Here is a 23,652-nt window from a genome sequence, read left to right on the forward strand (position 1 = left end):
CCTCTCGATTAGTCAGCTAGCTTACTATTCGACGGTAGCCTAGATTTGCAGAATGAGCGATGAGTCGGTGAACGAGGCTTCGAACGCTTCCGCTGTCGGCCCCAACATGCAGGAGTGGCCGACCGGTCGGCTTCTGGCCACCGCATCTCGACTCGTCGAACACGCGTGGACGGAGCGTCTCGATCAGATCGGCCTGACGCACGCGGGCCTGGTCGTTCTGCATCTGCTGCAGGAGTCCCCCCGCAGCCAGACAGATCTCGCTCGCCTCGCGCGCGTCGAGAATCAGACGATCTCGCGCACGCTCGAGCGGCTGCAGCGAGAGGGCTTCGTGGAGCGGGTATCCGATCCGAGCGACCGCCGACGGCACATCGTCTCGGTCACACCCGCGGGTACCGATGTCTGGAACTCCGCGCGCACACTGGAGCGCGACATGATGCCGGAAGTCGACGAGCCCGAGGTCTTCCGTTCCGCGCTTCTGGCGATCATCGCGTCGTCTGCTGCGAAGCGTTGGGAACCGGAGGCCTGAAGCGCAAGCCCTGCTGGGCATCCCGTCGATCGTGCCACCCTGGATGAACCGCATCCCTCGAGGAGAAAGAAGCTCACCATGGCAGCACGACTCATCTTCGGACTCGGCGTCGGTCTCGCCGCCGGCTACGTACTCGGCACCAAGGCCGGTCGCGCCAAGTACGCCGAGATCAAGGCGCGCGCGAACGACGTCTGGCACGACCCGCACGTGCAGAAGGCCGTAGCGGATGCTGGCGATCTCGTGCGTGAGGCCGCTCCCGTCGTGCAGGAGAAGATCGCCGACGTGGCGAAGGCTGCCAAAGAGAAGGTCACCGGATCCTCATCTGACGCCTCATCGTCTGCTAGCCCGTCGTCTGCCAGCTCGTCGTCTGCCAGCTCGTCGTCTGCCGACTGAATGGCTGACGCACCGGCTACCGCCGACGACAAGCGACGCGATCAGTTGACCAGTGCGCCGAAGTCGACAGAACTCGACGCCGACCCGCGCATCGACGTGTCGAAGCGCGACGGGGCGACGCGCATCGACATCCGTGACGACGCCGCGTTCCGGCCGGGTGCGGGCGCGGAGCCATCGTCCGATTCGTAGACTGAGGCCATGAAGGTCAACCCCTACTACTCGAAGAAGCCGCAAGACACGCACGTCTTTCACGACGACCGCAACTGCGAGGTGGGCAAGGCGATCGCGATCGAGAACAAGAAGTTCGGCACGAACGGCTACCCGCACTGCCCGCAGTGCACCGCCCTGGCGGGCAAGTAGCGGCTTTCTACGACCAGTCGATTCGATCCCAGTCGCGTCGCAGTCTTGCTCCTCGTGAGGGGCTGACGCTCTCGACCCAGGCGAGTCTTCCCGCCAGGTGGGCTCGAAAGTCGGGGTGACCGGCCCTGTTCTGAGTGCGCGGGCCGTGTGTCACGCAGTTGTGCAGAATCGCCTTCAGCTCATCGAAGAAGGCTCGGTCGACCGCGACGCCGTCGTTGACGACGAGGCCCGTGACGCGCTGACTCGCCCCGCGGCCGGCGATTCTCGTCTTCGATCCATTGAGCACGTGCCCCTCGTCGCGCACGATCCGCTCCACGCCGGCGATGAACGCGACGGCCGCTCGTCCGCGCAGCCGGTCGCCGCTGAAGGCGAGGTCGTCGGCGTACCGGGTATACATCGCGCCGGATGCCTCGGCCCAGCCGCTCAGCCGTGAGTCGAGGCGGCGAACGGCCAGGTTCGACAGCGCCGGAGAGGTCGGCGAGCCCTGCGGCAGATGCGACTCCGAGATCGCCCGTCTCAGGGCCGCACGATTCTCCGTCGAGCCTCCCGCCGGCATCCGGGCACCGACCCACGGCGGAACCGCGTGCGTGCAGAGCCCGGTCAGGGCGTGCGCTACTGCCTCGGGGTAGCCGGCCTGTCGAAAGACGGAGAACACTCGTCGAGCGGGCACGCGAGCGAAGAAGTTGCGGAGGTCGAGTGTGATGACGGTCTCGGCTCCGACATGGGCGGCGGCGCCGGTCGCCGCAGATCGGCCGGGAACGAAGCCGTGGGCGGCGTCGTTCAGCGGCAGGCGGCTGAGGATGTCGCCCAGCACCCGGCGTTGCACGCGACGCATGCGCGGGGTCGGTACCTCGAGCAGCCGAGGAGTGCGGCCGGGTCGCAAGAGCCAGTCGTAGCTGTAGTGGTGAAGGCGTCCGCGAGGGGTGCGGCGATTCCAGTGCGCGGTGTCGGTGAGCCAGTCGAGCTGACTCGGCGACACCTCGAGAAAGTCGGCGAGCTCGCCGAGTCCGGCGATGGATGGCACGGCCAGCGAGGTCGGCGCCATGCTGGCCGCGACCGTCTCGAGGCGGGCGAGAGTGATGACTCGTCCAGCCTCGCGTGCGGCAACGAACGCGCCCTGGAAGTCGTCGCTCGCCTCGATCCATCGTGCGAGCTCGCGGTGCGCGTCTCGGGGCGGGCGGCGGTAGGCGCCGAGAGTTCCGTCGACCAGGGGCCACAGCCATCCCGGGCGCACTCCGAGTGCGCGGCCGCAGGCATCCACCAGCGCGTCGAATGCCCACTCGGGGGAGGTGAGCATCGCGTGCGAGAGGCCGACCGCGACGGAGTGCTGCCTCACACGGCCTCGGCGAGGATGCGACGAACCGCGGACGACCAATCGATCGGTGCGGGCACGCGGCCGCGCGAAGCGCGGTGTGGCGCCTGCGGTTGGGCGTTCAGGCTGGGATTCGTACCCCGGGGTGACCCCGGAGAGGGTGTTCGTCTGTCGACTGCACCCGCCTCGTCCGCAGTTCGTCGCATTCACCCACGCTAACCCGCCGGCTCTGCTCGCGGAACCTCTGCGCCGGTCGAGTAGGTCGCTTTGCGACCGTATCGAGGCCATCATCGACGTGGTCTCGATACGCGGGCTCCTTCGTCGTACCGCTACTCGACCAGCGCAGGAGAGCGGGCGGGAATAGATTGCGCTCTGTATTGTTGAGTTGAGTCGAAGGCACTCAAGTTTCACAGGAGGTTACTTTGCCCGATCGTTTCGACCCCAACTCTTCCCCGGACTCCGACGGATCCGGGAGCAACTCTTTCGACGAGTTCCTCGCCCGCTACCTGCAGGGCGAGCGCGCGGCCCAGGCCGGGCGTTCCATCGACATCAGCCGACTCATGAGCCGGCGTACCCACGAGGTTCTCGCATCCGCGGGTCGCTTCGCCATCGAGCACGGCCACCGTGAGCTCGACGCCCTGCACATTCTGCGTGTACTCGCCGAGGCAGAGCCCGCCGCCGAGGTCATCGCTCGTCTGGGCGTGCGCCCGGCCGACATCGCCAACGCCGCCGAGCAGCGTCTGCCTCAGGCTCAGTCCGCGAACGCGGTCGAGTCGCCCGTGCTCACGCAGTCGGCGCAGCGCGCGCTGTTCCACGCCTACCAGGTCGCCCGCGCGTCGGGTTCGACCTACATCGACCCCGAGCACCTCTTCTTCGCGCTCGTGATCGGCCAGGACTCTCCCGCCGGTCAGGTGCTGTCGGCCGCGGGCATCACTCCCGAGGCGCTGCAGTCCGGCATGCGCGAGACGATGGGCGAGCAGGCCACGAGCGTGCAGCCCGACGCGCCCGCGGCATCCGATACGCCCATGCTCGACAAGTTCGGCACCGACCTCACCGCCATGGCTCGTGACGGGGGTCTCGACCCCGTGATCGGCCGTGCCGACGAGATCGAGCAGACCGTCGAGATCCTGTCGCGTCGCACCAAGAACAACCCCGTCCTGATCGGCGAGGCAGGCGTGGGCAAGACCGCGATCGTCGAGGGTCTGGCCCAGCGCATCGCATCCGGTGACGTTCCCGAGCAGCTGCGCGAGAAGCGCGTGGTCTCGCTCGACTTCGCGGCCATGGTCGGCGGCACCCGCTACCGTGGCGACTTCGAAGAGCGCCTCACCACCCTCATGGACGAGATCAGTGCCCACAAGTCCGAGCTCATCGTCTTCATCGACGAGCTGCACACGGTCGTGGGCGCGGGCGGCTCCGGCGAGGGCGGTATGGATGCCGGGAACATCCTCAAGCCTCGACTTGCTCGCGGCGAGCTGCACGTCGTCGGAGCCACCACGCTCAAGGAGTACCGCTCCATCGAGAAGGACTCCGCTCTCGAGCGCCGGTTCCAGCCCGTCCACGTCGGCGAGCCCTCCATAGAAGACGCCGTCTCGATCCTCTCCGGACTCCGCGGCGCCTATGAGGAGCACCACGGCGTGCGCTACACCGACGAGGCCATCCGTGGCGCCGTCGAGCTGTCGGCGCGCTACGTCACCGATCGGTTCCTGCCCGACAAGGCGATCGACCTGATCGACCAGGCCGGTGCTCGTCTGCGCCTCAGCCTCGGCTCGCGTGTCGATGCCTCCGCCCTGCTCGAAGAGCTGAGCGAGCTCGAGGCGTCGAAGAATGCGGCCGTCTCGCTCGAGCACTACGAAGAGGCGTCGCGTCTGCGCGACCGCATCGAGGCCGTGCACGAGAAGCTCGCGGCGGCCAAGCCCGCGGCATCCACGGGCAACGCTGTCACCGCTGAGGCTGTCGTGGGCGAGGCCGAGATCGCAGCCGTGATCTCGCGTGCGACCGGCATCCCCGCCGCTCGCCTCACCCAGGTCGACCGGGAGCGCCTCGCGGTGCTCGAAGACGAACTGCACGGGCGGGTCATCGGCCAGAACGACGCCGTCTCGGTCGTCGCCAAGGCCGTGCGGCGCAACCGCACCGGCATGGGCGACGCCAACCGTCCGGTGGGCAGCTTCCTGTTCCTCGGCCCGACCGGCGTGGGCAAGACCGAGCTGGGCAAGGCCTTGGCCGAGTCCCTGTTCGGCGACGACAAGGCCATGGTGCGCTTCGACATGAGCGAGTTCGGCGAGCGTCACACGGTGTCGCGTCTCGTCGGTGCCCCTCCCGGATACGTCGGCTACGACGAGGCCGGTCAGCTCACCGAGCGGGTGCGGCGCAATCCGTACTCGGTCATCCTGTTCGATGAGATCGAGAAGGCGCACCCCGACATCTTCAACCTGCTTCTGCAGGTTCTCGACGACGGGCGCCTGACCGACGGACAGGGACGCACGGTCGACTTCCGCAACACGGTCATCATCATGACGTCGAACATCGGCTCGGAGTTTCTCGCGAGTCGTGGAGGTCCCATCGGCTTCGCGGCCCCCAATGCCGCCGACGGCTTCGGTGATGACAAGGCTCTGCGCGACCGGGTGATGGGCAAGCTGCGCGAGGCGATGCGGCCCGAGTTCATCAACCGCATCGACGAGATCGTGCTGTTCCGCAAGCTCGACCAGCCGCAGCTGCGGCAGATCGTGGCCCTGCTTCTGGATGCGACCCGCTCGCGTCTGGCTGCACGGAACGTCTCGCTCGACATCAGCGAGTCGGCGATCGACTGGATCGCCGAGCACGGCTACGAGCCCGAGTACGGTGCTCGCCCGCTGCGTCGCGTGATCCAGCGCGAACTCGACGACCGTATCGCTGAACTGCTGGTCAACTCGGCAGTTCTGGATGGCGGCTCGGTCTCGGTCGACGTGATCGACGGCCAGCTCAGCGTGGTCTCGGCCACCGCGGAGCTGCCGCTCGCCGCCTGAGACTCGGCCGGATCGGCCCGAGATACTACGAGAACGCCCAGCCCGCGCAATCCCGCGCGGCTGGGCGTTTTCGCGTGCCAGAGTGGCGGCAGCCCCTCACGGGCTCCTGACGAAAGGTCCCACCATGGCAAAGAAAGTCATCGAGCAAGCCGGCTTCAACCCCATCCGCACCGCGCACGATCTCGGCCTGCGCAGCGAGTTCGCGTACCTGGCGGGATTCGCATCGATCGGTCTCGCGCTCGTCGCCTGGCTCGCCTCCCGCGCCAAGAAGACAGACGACAAGGCGCAGTCCGACCGCTGGGGAATCTTCATCGGCCACTGGGCGCCGACGTTCTTCGCGATCGGTCTCGCGCTCAAGTCCGAGGAGTAGCCGGCCGCATCCGCGCCCTTTCGGCGCATCCGCTGCCGGTCGACCAGCAGCGCATGAACCGCATGGGCGCGGATGCCGCGCAGCGAGTCAGAAGAGTGGCCACGGCACCGCGGGCATATGGCCCCGTGGTGCTGGGAAGTGGGCGCGCGAGAGCAGTCGCTCGCAGCGGGCATCGAGCGCGTCGAGCTCGGCTGGTGTGATGAGCGCAGTCAGGGCCTCGCCCAGCTCGTCGTAAAGAGCCGTGCGCACCCCGTCGATCGCGGCGAGTTCGTCGGGGCGCAGCTCGTCGCCGGTGAATCCCCAGAGCACGGTGCGCAACTTATGCTCCGCGTGGAAGGTCAGGCCGTGGTCGACTCCGTGCCTGTGCCCATCGGGCATGGCGAGGATATGGCCCCCCTTTCGATCGGCGTTGTTCGCCACGACGTCGAAGATCGCCATGCGCCGGAGCGAGTCGGTGTCCTCGTGGATGAGCGTGACCTCGCGGTCCTCCTCGTCGGTTCCATCCAGCACCCGCCGCCAGCCGGCGTCGGGAAGTCGCTCCGCGGTGACCAGGTCGACGGCGTCCTGGTCGGGGTCGATGTCCTGCCACAACTGCACCATGCCGACGCCCATCGGGCCGCTTCGCAGCCACGTGCGGGGAACGACGTTCCAGCCGAACGCTTCGGAAACCAGGTACGCTGCCGCCTCTCTGTGGGCCAGGGTGCCGTCGGGGAAATCCCACAGGGGGTTCTCGCCGGCAACCGGCTTGTAGACGACGGCGGTGTCGCCGATCTGGGCGAGGAACGTGGCGTTCGACGCCGTCGTGATGCGTCCGGTGATCACGAGCTCGCCGTCGAGCTCGCCGTCGAGACCGTCTCCGGAGCCGTTCGCCTCCGTCGCCATCTACAAATCCGGCGACGGGTCGCAGACGTGCCCGTCGGCATCCATCGGCATGCCGCAGAGCGGGCACAGCGGACGGCCAGCACCGACGACCTCGAGCGTGCGCTTGGCGAAGGCTCTGGCCGAGCCGACCGGAATGCGCACGACGAGCATCTCGTCGGGTTCCACGTCGGTGAGGTCGAGCTCGAGTTCGTCTTGGTCTTCGTCGATCTCGATCTCGATGATCGGGAACGCCTGGATGACGACCTGGGCGGTCGAGGGATCCCAGCCGAGGCTGAGCGTGCCGGTGCGGAATTCTTCTTCGACGGGATCGAGCGGGTCGTTGTCGACGAGCTCGATCGGGGTCGTCGCCGGAACGCTGGCCGGGTTGCCCTCCTGAGTCATGAGCTCGTCGAGAACCTCCTCGATCTTCTCGGCGAGGGCGGCCGACTGCTGTTTCTCGAGACCGACGCTGACGATGCGCTTGCCCGTGCGGGCCTGGAGGTAGAAGGAACGGGAGCCGGGCTGGCCGATCGTGCCGACCACCACCCGGTCGGGCCAATCGAAGGCGTGGACGAGGGGAGCCATGGTTCTAGTCTACGAGCGCTTTGCGCCGTCAGGCCGGGCCGGCCCCACCTCCGACGGGGGCATCTTCGACCGGCGGGGCCGTGCGCAGCCAGGAGAGGTCGCCCGATTCGGTGTTGGTCGCGTGCACGCTGGGCGAGCCCGAGCCGTAGCGCACGATCGACACGGATGCCGGGCCGACGCTGATGCGCTGGAACAGGTCGAGATGCATGCCGTAGGCGTCGGCGAGGATCGACTTGATGATGTCGCCGTGGCTGACCGCCGCCCACACAGCCCCTGGCCCATGCTGCTCTTCGAACTCTGCGTCGATGCGCCGGATGGCCGCGACCGATCGAGCCTGCATGGCCGCGAGCGACTCTCCGCCGGGGAACACGACGGCAGAGGGGCTCGACTGCACAACCTTCCACAGCTTCTCGGTGCTGAGCTGCTTCAGAGTGCCGCCCTGCCAGTCGCCGTAGTCGCACTCGGTGATGTCGTCTTCGACGAGAAAGGCGGGGGAGCCCTGCTGGCGGTCGAGAATCAGAGCGGATGTCTGGCGACACCGTTCGAGTGGACTCGAGACGACGCCCACGAGGGGAACGGGCATCAGCCGCTCTGCAGTCGCGGCGGCCTGTTCGCGACCGCGATCATCGAGATCGACGCCGGCGGTTCTCCCGGCGAGGATGCCGTCGACGTTCGCTTGGGTGCGGCCGTGCCGCACGAGAATCACTGTGCCCATGTGATCAGACTAGACAGAAGGCCTGGTCTGGCCGGTCGGCAAGCGTGACGCACTTCGCGAACCGCTCGTCATAAGTACTAGCGTGCTCGCGCCAAGACAGGCGAAAGTAGGGACCAAACGAAGGAGGAATGATGCCCACAGGAGACGTCGAGACATTCCACGAGGGTGGTGCCTGGTACAACCGGATCGACGGAGAGAAGGGAGCTACCGGACCGTATCGATCGAAGGCTGACGCAATCGATGAAGGACGTGAGCAGGCACGCCGTCTGCGCCGAGACCACGCCGCTTACAACGAGGATGGTGAACTCGACGAACGCACCGCGTACGGCGACTAGCCGATCAGCTGCAGAGACCGGTCGGGGGTACAAAAAAAGTCCCACCTCGCGTAGAAGCCGCGGGATGGGACAGTGCCTCCGACCGGCGTCGATCCGGTGACCTTTCGATTTTCAGTCGAACGCTCTACCAACTGAGCTACAGAGGCGAGTGACCGAAGTCGCTCACAGACAAAAAGCCCTTCCTCTCGGTTGGGCTTGTCGCCTTGGCGACCCTGACGGGACTTGAACCCGCGACCTCCGCCGTGACAGGGCGGCGCGCTAACCAACTGCGCTACAGGGCCATACTGGTGAATCTGAACTGCTTGTTAAGTTGTCGTGGTTGTGCTGCGTTCTTCGTGCTGTTACCAATGTGACCCCAACGGGATTCGAACCCGTGCTGCCGCCGTGAAAGGGCGGTGTCCTAGGCCTCTAAACGATAGGGCCGTTGGTGACAACTCAACGAGTATGCCACACACTTCTCGCTCTCGCCAATTCGGCCCGTCGAAGCAGCCTCGAGATGCGACTCGACGCGGAATGAACCGGGAATTGCGCCGCTGACGAGCAATGATCTCAGTGAGGCCGAACGCTCTGTTGTTAGAGTTGTGCCTGTTACTCGTGTTACTCAAGTGACAAAACTTGCTCATCATCACCGCCCGGGGGAATTGTGAACGCCACGAAAAGTCGACGTCGACACCGCGGCCCCTGGAGCCTTCGCCACCTTCTCGGCTCGATCGCCGTCACGTTCTCTCTCGTCGCCACGGGATGTGTACTCGCCGCTCCGGCCTACGCCGACGACTATCCCACGTGGGAAGACGTGCAGGCCGCGCAGGCCAACGAATCGACCAAACAGAGCGAGATCCAGAAGATCCAAGATCTGATCGCCTCGCTTCGAGACGCGACCGCGGCGGCCCAGTCGCTCTCGATCCAGCGCGGAACCGAGTACCAGCAGGCTCAGACCAAGTACGACACGGCCGCGTTCAAGGCTGACGAGCTCGACTCTCAGGCTGCCTCCGCCAAGGCCTCGGCGGATGCATCGATCAAGCAGGCGGGCCAGCTCGCCGCGCTGATGGCCAAGTCGGGCGGCAACGGACTGTCGGTCAACCTCTTTACCAGCGAATCGAGCGAGGCAGACGGTCTGCTCTACCAGCTGGGTGCCATGAGTCAGCTCACCGGGTCAGCGTCCAAGCTCTACGCCACGGCCGAGCAAGACAAGAACACCGCGCAGTCGCTGACAGACCAGGCGGTCGTGGCCCGCGATGCGCTGAAGTCGCTGGCCGAGGCCGCCGAAACGGCTCGCAACGAGGCGATCGCCGCGCAGAAGTCGCTCGAAGAGTCGCTCGCCGCGCAGCAGACCTACGAGGTCCAGCTCGAGGCCCAGCTCGCGGTCCTCACCCAGAACAGACAGGCGACGGAAGCCGACTACAACGCGGGTGTCGAAGCTCGACGCGTCGCCGAGGAAGCGCGCAAAGAAGCCGAGCGCGTTGCGGCGGCCGAACGAGCGGCAGCTGAAGCAGCATCCGGTGGAGGCGGCGGAGGAGGCAGCAGCAGCGGTCCCGGCCCCGTCTCGAGCGGCTGGGCCAGCCCCTTCCCCGGGTCGTACTCGACCGACGAGTACGGCATGCGCGTCAACCCGGTGAGCGGCAACTACACGCTGCACGCGGGGCTCGACCTCAACTACAACAGCGGAACCTGCGGCGCGCCCGTGTACGCCGCGGCCGCGGGCCAGGTCACACTCGCCGGCTACAACGGCGGCTACGGCAACTTCGTCGAGATCAGTCACGGTGGCGGCGTCTCGACCGGATACGGCCACAACACCTCGCTCGCCGTGTCTCGTGGGGAGTTCGTGGCCGCCGGCGACCTGATCGCCTACGCGGGAACAACGGGCAACTCCACGGGTTGCCACGTGCACTTCGAGGTGCGTGTCGGAGGGGGCGCCATCAACCCGCGCCCGTACATGGCCGACCGCGGCGTCTACTTCGGCTAGTCGTACCCACGACGAAGGCCCGCAAAAGCCCCACAAGAAAGGCCCCCCGACGAGCTCGGAGAACGGAGACGTTCCCTGAGCCCACCGAGGGGCCTTTGTCGTCGAGTGCTAGTGGCCCTCGACCTTGAGCTTCTCGATGCCGTCGAGCACGATCTGCTCGGCCGCGGCGGCGTTCTGCCAGCCCTCGGTCTTGACCCACTTGCCGGGCTCGAGGTCTTTGTAGTGCTCGAAGAAGTGCTCGATCTCCTTGCGGGTCGACTCGGGGATGTCGTCGATGTCCTGGATGTGGGCCCAGCGCGGGTCTTTCGCGGGAACGGCGATGACCTTGGCGTCGGAACCGCCGTCGTCGGTCATGTTGAACACGGCGACGGGGCGAACCGAGACGCCGACGCCCGGGAAGAGCGGGTACTCGAGCAGTACCAGCACGTCGACGGGGTCGCCGTCGAGGCCCAGGGTGTTCTCGAAGAAGCCGTAGTCGGTGGGGTAGACGAACGAGGTGAACAGCACGCGGTCGAGAAAGACCCGTCCGGTCTCGTGGTCGACTTCGTACTTGTTGTGGCTTCCCTTGGGAATCTCGATGATCGCGTCGTAAGCAGCCATGCCGGCGGTTCTCCTTCGTGGGTCGTGAACTGCAATAACGTTACTGGATGCCCCCCGAGACTCCATCCGAACGTCGCCCCCGACTGACCCCGGCGATCGCCGACGTGCGGCGGGCGGTGCGCGAGTCGCTCGAGGCGTTGCCCGCATCCGATGACGCCCCGCTGGTGCTCGTCGCGCTCAGCGGCGGGCCGGATTCGTTGGCCCTCGCGGCGGCGACCGCATTCGAGGCTCCCCGCCGGGGAATGCGTGCGGGAGCGGTGATCGTCGATCACGGTCTGCAACACGAGTCCGCCGTGGTGGCCGCCAGAGCCGCCGGACAGGCACTCGACTTGGGCCTCGATCCTGTGCTGGTGCGGCTCGTGCAGGTGGATGCCGGCCCGGGCTCGGGCGGGCCCGAGGCTGCTGCTCGCGACGCCCGGTACGCGGCCCTGGATGCGGTGCGTCGCGAGACATCGTCGGTCGCGGTTCTGCTCGGCCACACTCTCGACGACCAGGCCGAGACCGTGCTCCTCGGGCTGGCGCGCGGTGCCGGCGCATCCAGCCTGCACGGCATGGCGCCCGTCTCGGGGGTCTTCGTGCGGCCGCTGCTCGGCATCCGGCGTTCGACCACCGTCGCGGCCTGCGCCGACGCGGGACTGGAGCCGTGGCTCGACCCCCACAACGTCGACACCTCTTTCTCTCGCGTGAGGGTGCGGCAGTCGGTGCTGCCGATTCTCGAGAGAGAACTCGGACCGGGCATGGCCGAGGCACTGGCCCGCACTGCGGAGCAGTTGCGCGAAGACGGCGACGCCCTCGATCACATGGCTCAGGAGACGATAGAGGAGATCGTGGAGCACGCCGAAGCGGGGATCGCCATCTCGGTGGGAGCTCTTGCGGCGAATCCGGCCGCACTCCGCAACCGCATCATCCGCCACGTGGTGCTGAGCGAGTTCGGTGTGAGCCTCAGCCGTGGGCAGACCCTTGCCGCCGCCGCCCTCGTGACCGATTGGCACGGGCAGAAGGGTGTCGACCTGCCCGGCATTAGAGTTGTCAGGGTCGCCGGGAATCTCGTGTTCCAGGCGGCGTCAGACATTTAATGTGAAGGAGCCCCGTGCTTTCGAGTGACATCGCCGACGACCTCACCAGCGTGCTCTACACCGAGGCCGAGATCCACGAGCGCATCGCGCAGCTCGCCCGCAGCATCGAGGCCGACTACGAAGGCGAAGATCTGCTTCTCGTCGGTGTGCTGAAAGGCGCCGTGATGGTCATGGCCGACCTCGCTCGGGAGCTCACGCTTCCGTTGAACATGGACTGGATGGCCGTCAGCTCCTATGGCGCGGGCACGCAGTCCTCCGGTGTCGTGCGCATCCTGAAAGATCTCGACAGCGACCTCTCGGGACGCAAGGTGCTCATCGTCGAAGACATCATCGACTCGGGCCTGACTCTGTCGTGGCTGCTGGCGAACCTGCGCACGCGTGGTGCGCAGAGCGTCGAGATCTGCGCGCTCTTCCGCAAACCAGAGGCCGCGAAGGTCGAGGTCGACGTGCGCTACGTCGGCTTCGAGATCCCGAACGACTTCGTCGTCGGATATGGACTCGACTACGCGGAGCGCTATCGGAATCTGCGCGACGTCGCGGTGCTCGCGCCGCACGTGTACTCCTGATCGCTCGATCTCGATACGGCCGCGGGCGGCCTACTCGATCAGAGCGGACGCCTCGTTACGCCCACGGGGAACATGCAGTCCGTGTGCAGCCAGGCACAGATACCCTTGCCACTATCTCAATTGCTCTCGAGCAAGACTCCCTCTCGACATGATGAAGAGACATGAACGCTAAAAAGATCGTCCGATCTCCCATTCCGTACATCCTGCTCGGCGCCATCGCGCTCTGGATCGGCTTCAGCCTCATCACGGGTGGTGGCTTCAAGCAGATCGACACGCAGGAGGGCCTGCAGCTGCTGAAAGACGGCAAGGTCAATTCGGCCACGATCATCGATGGTGAGCAGCGAGTCGACCTCACGCTCGCGAAGGCCGACAAGGATTACGGCACGCAGGTGCAGTTCTACTACGTCGCGCCGCGCGGCGAAGAGGTCATCAATGCCGTCAACGACGCCGCGCCAGCCAAGGGCTACAACGACGAGGTCCCGCAGACCAACTGGTTCCTGTCTCTCATCGGCATCCTTCTTCCCGTGCTGCTCATCGGAGCCTTCTTCTGGCTCATGCTCTCGGGCATGCAAGGCGGCGGCTCGAAGGTCATGCAGTTCGGCAAGTCGAAGGCCAAGCTCGTCTCCAAGGAGTCGCCGAAGGTCACGTTCGACGATGTCGCCGGCAGCGACGAGGCGCTCGAAGAGCTCGAAGAGATCAAAGACTTCCTGAAGGAGCCGGCCAAGTTCCTCGCCGTCGGTGCCCGCATCCCCAAGGGCGTTCTGCTCTACGGCCCTCCCGGAACAGGTAAGACGCTGCTCGCCCGCGCTGTCGCAGGCGAGGCCGGCGTTCCGTTCTATTCCATCTCGGGTTCCGACTTCGTCGAGATGTTCGTCGGCGTCGGTGCGAGTCGTGTGCGCGACCTGTTCCAGCAGGCCAAAGAGAACTCGCCCGCCATCATCTTCATCGACGAGATCGACGCCGTCGGTCGCCACCGCGGCGCCGGAATGGGCGGCGGCCACGACGAGCGCGAGCAGACGCTCAACCAGCTGCTCGTCGAGATGGACGGCTTCGACGTCAAGACGAACGTCATCTTGATCGCGGCGACGAACCGCCCCGACATCCTCGACCCCGCGCTGCTGCGCCCGGGCCGCTTCGACCGCCAGATCGGCGTCGACGCTCCCGACCTGCAGGGCCGCAAGAAGATCCTTGAAGTGCACGGCAAGGGCAAGCCGCTCGCGGCCGGTGTCGACCTCGAGGTCGTCGCTCGCAAGACGCCCGGCTTCACCGGTGCCGACCTGGCCAACGTGCTCAACGAAGCCGCGCTGCTCACCGCTCGCTCCAACGCCCAGTTGATCGACAACCGCGCCCTCGACGAGGCCATCGACCGCGTCATCGCCGGCCCGCAGCGCCGCACCCGCATCATGCGCGACCACGAGAAACTGGTCACGGCCTACCACGAGGGCGGTCACGCTCTGGTGGCCACGGCCATGAACAACACCGACCCGGTCACGAAGATCACGATCCTTCCTCGCGGTCGTGCTCTCGGCTACACGATGGTTCTGCCGCTCGAAGACCGCTACTCGGTCTCGCGCAACGAACTGCTCGACCAGCTGGCCTATGCAATGGGAGGCCGCGTCGCCGAGGAGGTCGTGTTCCACGACCCCACGACCGGTGCGTCGAACGACATCGAGAAGGCCACCGCCACGGCTCGCAAGATGGTCACCGAGTTCGGTATGTCATCCGACATCGGCGCCGTCAAGCTGGGCGCCGCGTCCGGCGAGATGTTCCTCGGCCGCAACATGGGACACGAGCGTGACTACTCCGATCGCATCGCCGAGAAGGTCGATGAGGAGGTGCGCCAGCTCATCGAGGCGGCTCACGACGAGGCCTGGGGCGTTCTCAACGAGAACCGCGACATCCTCGATCGCCTGGCCCTCGAGCTCCTCGAGCACGAGACTCTCGATCACGAGCAACTCGCGGTGATCTTCAAAGACGTCAAGAAGCTCACGCCCCGCCCGCAGTGGTTGTCGAGTGACAAGCGCCCGGTCTCCCAGCTGCCCCCGGTGGCGTTCCCCACCCCGAAGGCTCCGGTCGATGCCGGTGCCGTCGACGGAGGAATCCAGTCCGAGCCGGAGCAGAAGCCCAAGCGCTCGCCGCAGGCTCCGCCCCGTCCCGCAACCGCGTAGCTCACCGAGCGCGTGACAGCATTCGACCGGGCTCGTGTCGAGGCGGCCGTGCACGAGATCCTCATCGCTATCGGTGAGGATCCGTCGCGCGTCGGCCTCGACCGGACTCCGGCCCGCGTAGCCGACGCCTACGAAGAGTTCTTCTCGGGTCTGAGCGTCGACGCCGCATCGATGCTCGGCGACACGTTCGCAGCCCCCGAGGGCGCCGCGGCCGAGCCCGTGCTCGTGCGCGATATCGAATTCCGCTCGGTGTGCGAGCACCACCTGCTGCCATTCGTCGGGGTCGCCCACGTGGGATACGTTCCGTCGGATCGACTGATCGGCCTCGGGCGCATCGCGTCTGTCGTCGACACCCTCGCATCACGACCTCAATTGCAGGAGCGGCTCGGAGACGAGATCGCAGCGGTGATCGAGGACGGCGTCGCCGCCCGCGGTGTACTCGTCGTTCTCGACGCTCAGCACGACTGCGTCAGAACACGAGGGCCACGGCAGACGCGCAGTTCGACCGTGACCGTGTCGAGTCGCGGTACGCTGTCGCAGCCCGCCGAGCGTGCGGAGCTGATGAGTCTGATCGGAGCCACGACGTGAGAACGAGCGACGTGAGCGCAGCCGAGCCGCATGCCCACAGTAGCGACCGACCCGCATCCGTTCGCCGCCGCATCCGGTCGTCGATGGCGGTGCGCGGCGTGCCGCTTACCGGCGAGCGCACGCTCATCATGGGCATTCTCAACGTGACGCCCGATTCGTTCAGCGACGGCGGGCGGTTCGACACGCTCGACGCGGCTCTCGAGCATGCTGCTGAACTCACGGCGCAGGGTGCAGACCTCATCGACATCGGCGGCGAGTCCACTCGACCCGGGGCTGAGAGGGTGCCCGTGGCCGAAGAACAGCGCCGGGTGCTGCCACTGGTACGCGAGCTCGCGCGCGGCGGCATCGCGGTGAGCGTCGACACGATGAACGCGGCGACCGCCCTAGCAGCGGCGCACGCGGGAGCGGCCGTCATCAACGACGTCTCCGGGGGACTCGCAGATCCCGACATGACCCGCGTTGCGATCGAGACGGGCCTGCCCTTCGTCGTGATGCACTGGCGAGGTCACAGCGCCGAGATGGCCGCCAAGGCGAGCTACACAGATGTGGTCTCCGACGTGCGTCGCGAACTGGAATACCGGGTTGCAGAACTCATCGTGCGCGGGGTCGACCCGGCCAAGATCATCGTCGACCCGGGCATCGGCTTCTCGAAGAATGCCGAGCACAATTGGGCGCTGCTGGGCCACTACGGCGAGCTCGCGGCGCTCGGGTTGCCCGTGCTCGTCGCGGCATCGCGCAAGGGATTCCTCGCGCCTCTCGTCGCCGAGGGTGCTGCTCCGGATGCACGGGATGCGCCGTCGGCCGTCCTTGCCGCGATCGCGGCCTCGCAGGGCGCCTGGGCTGTGCGCGTGCACAACGTGGCCGAGACGCGAGCCGCCCTCGACGTAGCAGACGCGTGGCGAAGGGGTGCTCGATCATGACCCACGACATCGTGCCGGTCGACGACCTCGACACCCTCACCCTGACGGGCCTCGAGGTCTTCGCGCATCATGGCGTCTTCGACTTCGAGCGTGCCGACGGCCAGACGTTCCTCCTCGACCTCACCGTGTGGCTCGACACCGTGCCAGCGGCAGAGGGCGACGACCTGGCACAGACCCTGCACTACGGCGAGCTGGCCGTCGAGGTGTCCGAGGCAGCGGCTTCGGAGCCGGTGGACCTGATCGAGACGCTCGCCGAGCGCATCGCGTCCCTCGTTCTCGCGCATCCGGTCGCCCGACGAGTGAGGGTCACTGTGCACAAGCCCGACGCACCCATCCCCGTTCCTTTCGCCGATGTCTCGATCACGATCGTTCGCCCCCGCGGTCGTCTCGGTGCCGCGACCACCGAGGCCGCACGATGAGCACGTACGAGCCGGCGGGCACCCGCGCCGTCCTGGCTTTCGGCAGCAATCTCGGCAATCGCGGAGAGACGATCAACGACGCCATGGCCGAGATCTCGATGCTGCCCGGTGTCGTGATGATCGGGGAGTCCAGCCTGTACGAGACGGTGGCCGTGAAGCTGCACGGCATCGATCCAGACGCCCCCGCCTATCTCAACGCGGCGGCGATCATCGAGACCACGCTCGCGCCGCACGCGTTGCTCGCCGCTCTCAACGAGATCGAACTGAGGCACGGCCGAGTGCGCGAAGAGCGTTGGGGCGACCGCACACTCGACATCGACGTCATCACCTATGGATCGCTCGAACTCGACGACGAGACTCTCACCCTGCCGCACCCGCGGGCCTGGCAGCGCGACTTCGTGCTCGCCCCGTGGCTCGAGCTCGACGCGGATGCGACGATCCCCGGCCGTGGCAGGGTCGACCTGCTGCTCGCGTCGACCGACGACACGGCCCGCCGAACCCGATCGGAGTCGATGTGAAGCGCACCACCCCGTTCCCCGTGATCGCTCTCGCGCTGGCAGGCGCCATCGTCGGTTTCCTCCTGCAGATCGGCCTCGCGTCCGGCGGCAGGCCGATCCTCGTTCCACCGGTCACCCTGCCGATCACTCTCGCGGCCGCCGGGGCGCTCGTACTCGCCTTCGCTATTCCCGTCTACCGAGCCATCCGCGGGCCGGTTCGGCGGGAGATCAACCCGTTCAGGGCGATGCGCGTGGTGGTGCTCGCCAAGGCGTCGAGCCTCGTCGGCAGTCTTGTGGCGGGCTTCGGGCTCGGATGCACGATCTATGTCCTCTCGCGCGCGATCGTTCCGGAGGTCTCGTCGCTCTGGCTCTCTATCGCCAGCGCGGCCGGCGGGGTGGTGCTGCTCGTGGCCGGTCTGGTCGCCGAACAGCTCTGTGCGCTGCCGCCCGACGACTTCACCCCGGAGACCTGACATGTCCGACCCTACGAACGCCGCCGGTGCAGACGCAAAGGACTCCTTCGGCTCCTCGCCCACGACGAAGCGCGTTGTGATCGGCGGGGAGTGGCGGCGCGTGAGCGCCAAGTACATCGGCGTCGAACTCGTCGGCGTCGCCCTCTTCGGCGTCGTGGCGATCGGCGCGACTCTCGTGTTCGCGCTCACGAAGTGGTTTGCCGAGCCGCTCGGATGGATCGCGGTGGGCGTAGCTGTCGTCGTCACGCTCGTAATGTTCGTCGTCGCGCCGCGGCGGGTGCGTTCGATCGGCTATCAGCTTCGCGACGATGACCTGCTCTTTCGCCGTGGCATCATGTTCCACCGCGTCGTCTCGGTGCCCTATGGCCGAATGCAGCTCATCGATATCAACAGGGGACCGGTCGCCCGCTTCCTCGGTCTCGCCGAGCTGCGTTTCGTGACGGCTGCGGCTGCCACCGGTGTCACGATCCCGGGGCTCCCCGACGCCGATGCCGACTCGCTGCGCGATGCGCTCGTATCGCTTGCCGAGACGCGCCGGGCGGGGCTGTGACCGAGCCCGTCACTCCACCGTTGCCGGGGGGCGGCGACTGGCTGCGCCTGCATCCGGCGACTCCGCTCCTCAAGGGAGGCATCGCCCTCATCGCGGTGATCGGTTTCGTGCTCGCGAACGTGCGCGAACGACTCATCGAGATGTTCGTCGGCGGCCCCGAGAGCGGCGATCTGTTCGATGAACTCAATCGTCGGGGCCACCTCGGCTGGGCGATCGCGATCGTGATCGGCGGCCTCGCTCTGGGCGTCGTGGCCTTCTATCTGTCGTGGCGCATGCACACCTACCGCATCAACGACGAGGCGGTCGAGGTGCGCAGCGGCATCCTGTTCCGCACCCACCGCCAGGCTCGGCTCGATCGCATTCAGGGCATAGCCATCACGCGTCCGTTCATCGCGCGCCTGTTCGGAGCGGCCCGGCTCGAACTGAGCGTCGCGGGGCAGGACGCGAAGGTGCAGTTGGCCTATCTGCGCGGCAGCGACGTCGACCGCCTGCGGCACGACATCCTTCTGCTCGCTTCGGCGCGACGGGCAGAAGAGGGCGTCGCTCCGCTCGTGACGCCGAGCGGCGCGGCGGGGGTTCCGGATGCCGTCGGCCCGGACTCGATCATCGGCCGCCGGGTGACCGAGTTGCTGGCCCCTGAACTGGACCCCCAGGCGGCTCCGCCGGAGTCCGTCGTGCGCATCTCTCCGCTTCGACTGGCCGGATCGTTGCTCGCCAGCGGAGGAACGCTCGTCGTTCTCATCATCGCCATCGTGCTCGTCATCGTCACGGCCTCGGGCCGGGAGATCGGTTTCTTCTTCCTGTTGGTGCCGACATTCCTCGGTGGTGTGGGGTACTACGCGCGCAAGGTGACGCGCTCACTGCGGTTCTCCATCGCGGCGACGCCCGATGGTGTTCGCGTCGGCTACGGACTTCTGACCACGTCGAACGACACCCTGCCACCCGGACGGATCCACGCGATCGAGGTCTACCAACCGCTTCTCTGGCGGCCCTTCGACTGGTGGGCGATCCGTATCAACAGGGCGGGCCACGCCTCCAGTGGATCGGGCAGCCAGCCGGCGACGACGATGCTTCCCGTCGGCACCCGCTCCGACGTCGACAAGGTGCTCGGTCTGCTCCTTCCGGGGCTTGCGAGTGCCGACACTCGGCATCTGATCCTGGCGGGGATGGTGTCGTCCGGCGCCACGCCGGGCTTCGCTGTCGACTTCGTCCCCGCACCGCGCCGCGGCCGGTGGCTACGTCCGTTCTCGTGGCGGCGCACCGGCTACGCCTTGGCGGGCGACGCCGTTCTGCTGCGCAAGGGCCTCGTGTGGCGACAACTCGTCGCGGTGCCGGCGGCACGCATCCAGAGTATTCGCATCGAGCAGGGACCACTTGCTCGCGCCCTCGACCTCTGCTCCCTGACCCTCGACACCGTGGCCGGGCCGGTCTCTGCCACCCTGTCGGTGCTCGACAGGGCCGGCTCCATCAGCGCGTTCGACGCCATCAGCCGCGCGGCGACGACGGCCGGAGCTCTGGAAGACAGCTCGCGCCGACCGATGGGTGCGTCGTCGGGCGGCACGCGCTCAGCGGATTCGCACCAGCAACGACCGGAGGACGATCGGTGAACCCTGCACAACGAAGCGGACGGCTCGGAATCGGCATCGTCGGCGCCGGGCGCGTCGGCCCCATCTTGGGCGCTGCGCTCGCCGGAGCGGGGCACGCGCTCGTGGGCGTCGCGGCGATCTCCGAGGAGAGCCGCGAGCGGGCCGATGCCATCCTTCCGGGAGTGCCGATCCTCGAGATTCCGCAGCTCATCGAACGCAGCGAGTTGGTCATTCTCGCGGTTCCTCAGTCGGAGCTTGCGACGCTGGTGCAGGGGCTCGCCGACACGGGCAGTTGGCAGGCGGGCCAACTCGTCATGCACACCGCTCCCGGGCTCGGCGTCGGCGTACTCACCCCGGCACTCGCCCAAGGCGCGATTCCGCTCGCGGTGCACCCGGCCATGCAATTCACCGGGTCGAGCGTCGACATCGCGCGGCTTGTCGGCACCTGGTTCGCCGTCACCGCGCCCGGCCCCGTCCTTCCGATCGGCCAGGCCCTGGTCGTCGAGATGGGCGGCGAACCGGTGGTGGTGGCAGAGAACGACCGCGAGGCCTACGCGGAGGCGATCGAGACGGCGACGACCTTCTCGAGCGCCATCGTCGATCAGGCGACCAGCCTGCTGTCGGGCATCGGCGTTCCCGCTCCCGGACTCGTCCTCGGCCCCCTCGTGCGGTCGGCCGTCGAGAACGCGCTGCACCGCGCGCGCGGCGACGACATAGGAGCCCACTTCGACTCGATCGGTGGCTGAGCAGCGGGATCACCGGTCTCGCACAGGCACTAGCATCGAGGGTGGCGGCGAGCGGAACCTGCGCCCGTCGTCACGATTAAGGAGTCCCCAGTGACCGAAGTAGCCGATTCGATCGCGGGCGTTCGCACCCTGATCAGCGACGCGAAGAAGGCGCTCATCGCCGAAGGCGTCGCCTCTCCGACGGTCTCTCTCGTTCCCACCATGGGCGCTCTGCACGACGGCCATCTCGCTCTCGTCGAAAAGGCCCGCGAGCGAGGCCACATCGTGGTGGTGTCGATCTTCGTCAACCCCACCCAGTTCTCTGCCTCCGAAGATCTGCAGCGCTACCCGCGTGATCTGCAGTCCGACCGCTCGATCCTCGATGGCTCGGCGCGAGAGGGCGATCGATCGATCATCGTGTTCGCGCCGTCGGTCGACGAGATGTACCCGAACGGCCCGACGCAGACCACGGTCACCGCCGGTCGAGCGGGGTCGACGCTCGAGGGCAGAAGCCGCGCCGGTCACTTCGATGGCGTGCTCACCGTGGTGTCGAAGCTGCTCAACATCGTGGCGCCCGACGCGGTCTTCTTCGGCCGCAAAGACGCGCAGCAGGCGTTCCTCGTGGGGCGCATGATCGCCGACCTCAACTTCGCCACCGCACTCGAGGTCGTCGATACCGTGCGCGAGAACGACGGTCTAGCGCTGTCGAGTCGCAATCGCTTTCTCGACGAGAAAGAGCGCCGCGCATCCCTCGTGCTCTCGCACATGCTCGAGGCCGCCGAATCGGCCGCCGATCGAGGAATCGACACGGTGATCGCGGCAGCTCAGTCCGTTGCCATGGGCGAACCCCTCGTGCAGGTCGACTATCTCGCAGTCGTCGACCCCGGCACTTTTCTCCCGGTCGACGACGACTATCGGGGCAGGGCCGTCGTGCTCGTCGCGGCGCGCGTCGGCTCCACACGGCTGATCGACAACGAGACCATCTACCTGGGCTGACCGCCGGGGAGAGTAGAGCGCACCCGGTAAACTCGTGTGCGAACCGAGGAGAGATTCGCCCGCATGAGTGACGCACCCAACGACCACGAGCTGACCGACGACGAGCAGCGGGCCGAGGTCGCGGAACAGAAGCTCGTGCGCTTGGCCAAGCGCGACCGGCTCATCGCATCCGGGGCCGAGGCCTACCCCGTGTCGGTGCCCGTCACGACGACGATCCCCGCTCTGCGCGAAAAGTACGGCGATCTCGTTGCCGACGATACGACCGGCGACATCGTCGGCGTCGCGGGCCGCGTCGTCTTCGCCCGCAACACCGGCAAGCTCTGCTTCGCCTCGCTGCAGGCCGGGGATGGCAGCCGGATCCAGGCCATGGTGTCGCTCGCGCAGGTCGGCGACGAGTCGCTGGCCGAGTGGAAAGAGCTGGTCGACCTGGGAGACCACGTCTTCGTCTCCGGCGAGGTCATCTCGAGTCGCCGCGGCGAACTCTCGATCATGGTCGCCGAGTGGAAGATCGCCTCGAAGGCTCTGTTGCCGTTGCCCAACCTGCACTCCGAGCTCAGCGAAGAGACCCGCGTGCGCAGCCGCTACCTCGACCTGATCGTTCGCGACCAGGCGCGCGAGGTCGTGCGCACGAGGGCCAAGGCCGTCGCCTCCCTTCGCCAGACGTTCGCCGAGCGCGACTACATCGAGGTCGAGACCCCGATGCTGCAGACCATGCACGGAGGCGCCTCGGCGAGGCCGTTCGCCACGCACAGCAACGCTTTCGACACCGAGCTGTTCTTGCGTATCGCGCCCGAGCTCTTTCTCAAGCGCGCTGTCGTCGGCGGCATAGACCGCGTCTTCGAGATCAACCGCAACTTCCGCAACGAGGGCGCAGACTCCACGCACTCGCCCGAGTTCGCCATGCTCGAGTCGTACGAGGCATACGGCGACTACAACACCATGGCCGAACTCACGCAGACCCTCATCCAGAACGCGGCGCTCGCCGTCGCCGGTTCGCACGTCGTGACGTGGGCAGACGGCACCGAGTACGATCTGGGCGGCGAGTGGGATCGCATCAGCATGTACGGCTCGCTGTCGGATGCGGCCGGAATCGAGATCACGCCCGAGACCTCCGTCAGAGACCTGCAGGCGCTCGCCGACCGCGAGGGCGTCGAGGTGCACCTGCCCAATCACGGCAAGCTCGTCGAAGAGCTCTGGGAGCACTTCGTCAAGGGTGGGCTCACGAGGCCCACGTTCGTCATGGACTTCCCGGTCGAGACCAGTCCGCTCACCCGCGCTCACCGTTCCATCCCCGGCGTTGTCGAGAAGTGGGATCTCTACATCCGTGGGTTCGAGTTGGCGACTGCCTATTCCGAGCTCGTCGACCCCGTCATCCAGCGCGAGCGCTTCATCGAGCAAGCGCGCCAGGGCGCCGCAGGAGATGTCGAGGCCATGCGCCTCGACGAGGAGTTTCTGCGCGCGCTCGAATTCGGCATGCCGCCCTCGGGCGGACTGGGAATGGGCATCGATCGACTTCTGATGGCCCTGACCGGCCTCGGCATCCGCGAGACCATCCTCTTTCCCCTGGTCAAGTAAGGTCGGAATCATGAGCTTCTTTGGCGGAAACAAGAATCCTCTCGATGACGACGGCAAGAAGAAAGACGGTCGAGTCAGCAATTCCAGGCTGTTCGTGTGGATCGTCGTGACCGCTGTCGCGCTCTATCTCATCGGCACCGGCGTCTACGGAATCATCACCAAGGGCAGCTGAGCGGTCGAGCTGCCGGGCGTCTCACCGGCATCGACTGCTAAACTCGCAGACCATGGAAGACATTCTCGCCGGGCTGGGCGCCCTCGCCCCCACTGTGCTCGTCGGACTCGTCTTCTGGCTGGTCATGTTCGTGATTCTTCGCGCCGACAAGCACGAGCGCCGCGCTTTCTCGAAGATCGAAGCAGAAGAGCGCGCCAAGCTCGCTGAGTCGAGCGCTGCCCCGATCCACACCCCTACGCCCCGCAACTGAACCACGCGTTCGCCGTCTCCTCGGGGTCGTTCCGACACGCTACGGTTATCGTCGGGGCCGTAGTCGAGG

Annotated in this window: 28 protein-coding genes and 3 tRNA genes; 23 read left to right on the forward strand and 8 right to left on the reverse strand. The window is 66.9% G+C overall.

The features are described 5' to 3' along the window. Nucleotides 1-52: 52 nt before the first annotated feature. The 4 genes from CCK87_RS12185 (at nt 53) to CCK87_RS18295 (ending at nt 1,279) form a co-directional block, all read left to right on the forward strand. Nucleotides 53-526, forward strand: a complete 474-nt coding sequence (locus tag CCK87_RS12185; RefSeq protein ID WP_249273873.1) for a MarR family transcriptional regulator — start codon at nt 53-55, stop codon at nt 524-526. Between the two features lie 78 nt (nt 527-604). Beyond that, nucleotides 605-919, forward strand: a complete 315-nt coding sequence (locus CCK87_RS12190; RefSeq protein WP_086461676.1) for a hypothetical protein — start codon at nt 605-607, stop codon at nt 917-919. Next, entirely contained in the window at nt 920-1,108 is a 189-nt protein-coding gene (locus CCK87_RS12195; protein WP_086461677.1) for a hypothetical protein, read from the forward strand. 9 nt (nt 1,109-1,117) lie between these two features. Then, on the forward strand, nt 1,118-1,279 hold the full coding sequence (locus tag CCK87_RS18295) for a hypothetical protein (protein WP_170927267.1): 162 nt from the start codon (nt 1,118-1,120) through the stop codon (nt 1,277-1,279). 7 nt (nt 1,280-1,286) lie between these two features. On the opposite strand, the gene CCK87_RS12200 is transcribed toward CCK87_RS18295, so the two are convergent. After that, complete coding sequence (locus CCK87_RS12200; RefSeq protein ID WP_212638227.1) at nt 1,287-2,615, reverse strand: reverse transcriptase family protein; 1,329 nt, start codon at nt 2,613-2,615, stop codon at nt 1,287-1,289. 398 nt (nt 2,616-3,013) lie between these two features. Here CCK87_RS12200 and CCK87_RS12205 point away from each other — a divergent pair, with 398 nt between their 5' ends. Together CCK87_RS12205 and CCK87_RS12210 are read left to right on the forward strand one after the other, a co-directional pair. Beyond that, nucleotides 3,014-5,593 carry an ATP-dependent Clp protease ATP-binding subunit gene (locus tag CCK87_RS12205; protein ID WP_086461678.1) on the forward strand — a complete coding sequence of 860 codons (2,580 nt, stop codon included), beginning with the start codon at nt 3,014-3,016 and terminating at the stop codon, nt 5,591-5,593. 124 nt (nt 5,594-5,717) lie between these two features. Beyond that, entirely contained in the window at nt 5,718-5,963 is a 246-nt protein-coding gene (locus CCK87_RS12210; RefSeq protein WP_086461679.1) for a hypothetical protein, read from the forward strand. A gap of 87 nt (nt 5,964-6,050) precedes the next feature. Here CCK87_RS12210 and CCK87_RS12215 read toward each other — a convergent pair whose 3' ends face one another. From CCK87_RS12215 to CCK87_RS12225, 3 genes are read right to left on the reverse strand one after another with little or no spacing between them, the layout of a single operon-like run. Further along, complete coding sequence (locus tag CCK87_RS12215; RefSeq protein WP_086461680.1) at nt 6,051-6,845, reverse strand: SCO1664 family protein; 795 nt, start codon at nt 6,843-6,845, stop codon at nt 6,051-6,053. After that, entirely contained in the window at nt 6,846-7,409 is a 564-nt protein-coding gene (locus CCK87_RS12220) for a DUF3090 domain-containing protein (RefSeq protein ID WP_086461681.1), read from the reverse strand. It lies immediately after the preceding gene. 28 nt (nt 7,410-7,437) lie between these two features. After that, on the reverse strand, nt 7,438-8,124 hold the full coding sequence (locus CCK87_RS12225) for a histidine phosphatase family protein (RefSeq protein ID WP_086461682.1): 687 nt from the start codon (nt 8,122-8,124) through the stop codon (nt 7,438-7,440). A gap of 128 nt (nt 8,125-8,252) precedes the next feature. On the opposite strand from CCK87_RS12225, the gene CCK87_RS12230 reads away from it, so the two are divergent. Continuing rightward, a complete protein-coding gene (locus tag CCK87_RS12230; protein WP_086461683.1) occupies nt 8,253-8,459 on the forward strand; it encodes a DUF2188 domain-containing protein in 207 nt (68 codons plus the stop codon). Nucleotides 8,460-8,532: 73 nt separating this feature from the next. Here CCK87_RS12230 and CCK87_RS12235 read toward each other — a convergent pair. From CCK87_RS12235 to CCK87_RS12245, 3 genes are all read right to left on the reverse strand, one after another. After that, nucleotides 8,533-8,605 (reverse strand) — tRNA-Phe (locus CCK87_RS12235). Between the two features lie 58 nt (nt 8,606-8,663). Next, nucleotides 8,664-8,740: transfer RNA gene (locus CCK87_RS12240), tRNA-Asp, on the reverse strand. Nucleotides 8,741-8,809: 69 nt separating this feature from the next. Next, a tRNA-Glu gene (locus CCK87_RS12245) sits at nt 8,810-8,882 on the reverse strand. A 220-nt stretch (nt 8,883-9,102) separates the two neighbouring features. Between CCK87_RS12245 and CCK87_RS12250 the strand changes: the two genes are divergently transcribed. Continuing rightward, on the forward strand, nt 9,103-10,422 hold the full coding sequence (locus CCK87_RS12250) for a M23 family metallopeptidase (protein ID WP_086461684.1): 1,320 nt from the start codon (nt 9,103-9,105) through the stop codon (nt 10,420-10,422). 108 nt (nt 10,423-10,530) lie between these two features. Here CCK87_RS12250 and ppa read toward each other — a convergent pair whose 3' ends face one another. Beyond that, nucleotides 10,531-11,022 carry an inorganic diphosphatase gene (gene ppa, locus CCK87_RS12255; protein ID WP_055778539.1) on the reverse strand — a complete coding sequence of 164 codons (492 nt, stop codon included), beginning with the start codon at nt 11,020-11,022 and terminating at the stop codon, nt 10,531-10,533. Nucleotides 11,023-11,069: 47 nt separating this feature from the next. On the opposite strand from ppa, the gene tilS reads away from it, so the two are divergent. From tilS to CCK87_RS12325, 15 genes are all read left to right on the forward strand, one after another. Beyond that, on the forward strand, nt 11,070-12,098 hold the full coding sequence (gene tilS / locus CCK87_RS12260) for a tRNA lysidine(34) synthetase TilS (protein WP_086461685.1): 1,029 nt from the start codon (nt 11,070-11,072) through the stop codon (nt 12,096-12,098). A 14-nt stretch (nt 12,099-12,112) separates the two neighbouring features. Beyond that, nucleotides 12,113-12,664 (forward strand): hypoxanthine phosphoribosyltransferase, encoded by a 552-nt coding sequence (gene hpt / locus CCK87_RS12265; protein WP_086461686.1) that lies wholly within the window; start codon nt 12,113-12,115, stop codon nt 12,662-12,664. A 161-nt stretch (nt 12,665-12,825) separates the two neighbouring features. Next, nucleotides 12,826-14,832, forward strand: coding sequence for an ATP-dependent zinc metalloprotease FtsH (ftsH, locus tag CCK87_RS12270; RefSeq protein ID WP_086461687.1), 2,007 nt, complete (start codon nt 12,826-12,828; stop codon nt 14,830-14,832). 12 nt (nt 14,833-14,844) lie between these two features. Further along, nucleotides 14,845-15,420, forward strand: coding sequence for a GTP cyclohydrolase I (gene folE, locus CCK87_RS12275; RefSeq protein WP_086461688.1), 576 nt, complete (start codon nt 14,845-14,847; stop codon nt 15,418-15,420). An 11-nt stretch (nt 15,421-15,431) separates the two neighbouring features. Continuing rightward, complete coding sequence (folP, locus tag CCK87_RS12280; RefSeq protein WP_349289997.1) at nt 15,432-16,340, forward strand: dihydropteroate synthase; 909 nt, start codon at nt 15,432-15,434, stop codon at nt 16,338-16,340. Then, entirely contained in the window at nt 16,337-16,759 is a 423-nt protein-coding gene (folB, locus tag CCK87_RS12285) for a dihydroneopterin aldolase (protein WP_086461689.1), read from the forward strand. The genes folP and folB overlap by 4 nt, the downstream gene beginning before the upstream one ends. Continuing rightward, entirely contained in the window at nt 16,756-17,277 is a 522-nt protein-coding gene (folK, locus tag CCK87_RS12290; RefSeq protein WP_086461690.1) for a 2-amino-4-hydroxy-6-hydroxymethyldihydropteridine diphosphokinase, read from the forward strand. Before folB ends, folK begins: the two co-directional genes overlap by 4 nt. Then, nucleotides 17,274-17,729: a DUF3180 domain-containing protein gene (locus CCK87_RS12295; RefSeq protein ID WP_086461691.1), complete on the forward strand. Its 456-nt coding sequence runs from the start codon at nt 17,274-17,276 to the stop codon at nt 17,727-17,729. The genes folK and CCK87_RS12295 overlap by 4 nt, the downstream gene beginning before the upstream one ends. A 1-nt stretch (nt 17,730) precedes the next feature. Then, the gene (locus tag CCK87_RS12300; RefSeq protein WP_086461692.1) at nt 17,731-18,279 is read left to right on the forward strand and encodes a PH domain-containing protein; all 549 of its coding nucleotides are present in this window, start codon (nt 17,731-17,733) and stop codon (nt 18,277-18,279) included. After that, nucleotides 18,276-19,886, forward strand: coding sequence for a PH domain-containing protein (locus tag CCK87_RS12305; RefSeq protein ID WP_086461693.1), 1,611 nt, complete (start codon nt 18,276-18,278; stop codon nt 19,884-19,886). The genes CCK87_RS12300 and CCK87_RS12305 overlap by 4 nt, the downstream gene beginning before the upstream one ends. Further along, entirely contained in the window at nt 19,883-20,611 is a 729-nt protein-coding gene (locus CCK87_RS12310) for a Rossmann-like and DUF2520 domain-containing protein (protein WP_086461694.1), read from the forward strand. The genes CCK87_RS12305 and CCK87_RS12310 overlap by 4 nt, the downstream gene beginning before the upstream one ends. Before the next feature lie 90 nt (nt 20,612-20,701). Further along, entirely contained in the window at nt 20,702-21,586 is an 885-nt protein-coding gene (gene panC, locus CCK87_RS12315) for a pantoate--beta-alanine ligase (RefSeq protein ID WP_249273874.1), read from the forward strand. A gap of 63 nt (nt 21,587-21,649) precedes the next feature. Continuing rightward, a complete protein-coding gene (gene lysS, locus CCK87_RS12320; RefSeq protein WP_086461696.1) occupies nt 21,650-23,161 on the forward strand; it encodes a lysine--tRNA ligase in 1,512 nt (503 codons plus the stop codon). 10 nt (nt 23,162-23,171) lie between these two features. Continuing rightward, nucleotides 23,172-23,333, forward strand: coding sequence for a hypothetical protein (locus CCK87_RS18300; RefSeq protein WP_170927268.1), 162 nt, complete (start codon nt 23,172-23,174; stop codon nt 23,331-23,333). A gap of 52 nt (nt 23,334-23,385) precedes the next feature. Continuing rightward, complete coding sequence (locus CCK87_RS12325) at nt 23,386-23,583, forward strand: hypothetical protein (RefSeq protein ID WP_086461697.1); 198 nt, start codon at nt 23,386-23,388, stop codon at nt 23,581-23,583. Nucleotides 23,584-23,652: the final 69 nt, after the last annotated feature.

It is taken from the genome of Agreia sp. VKM Ac-1783, assembly GCF_900177765.1.
GTDB lineage: Bacteria > Actinomycetota > Actinomycetes > Actinomycetales > Microbacteriaceae > Agreia.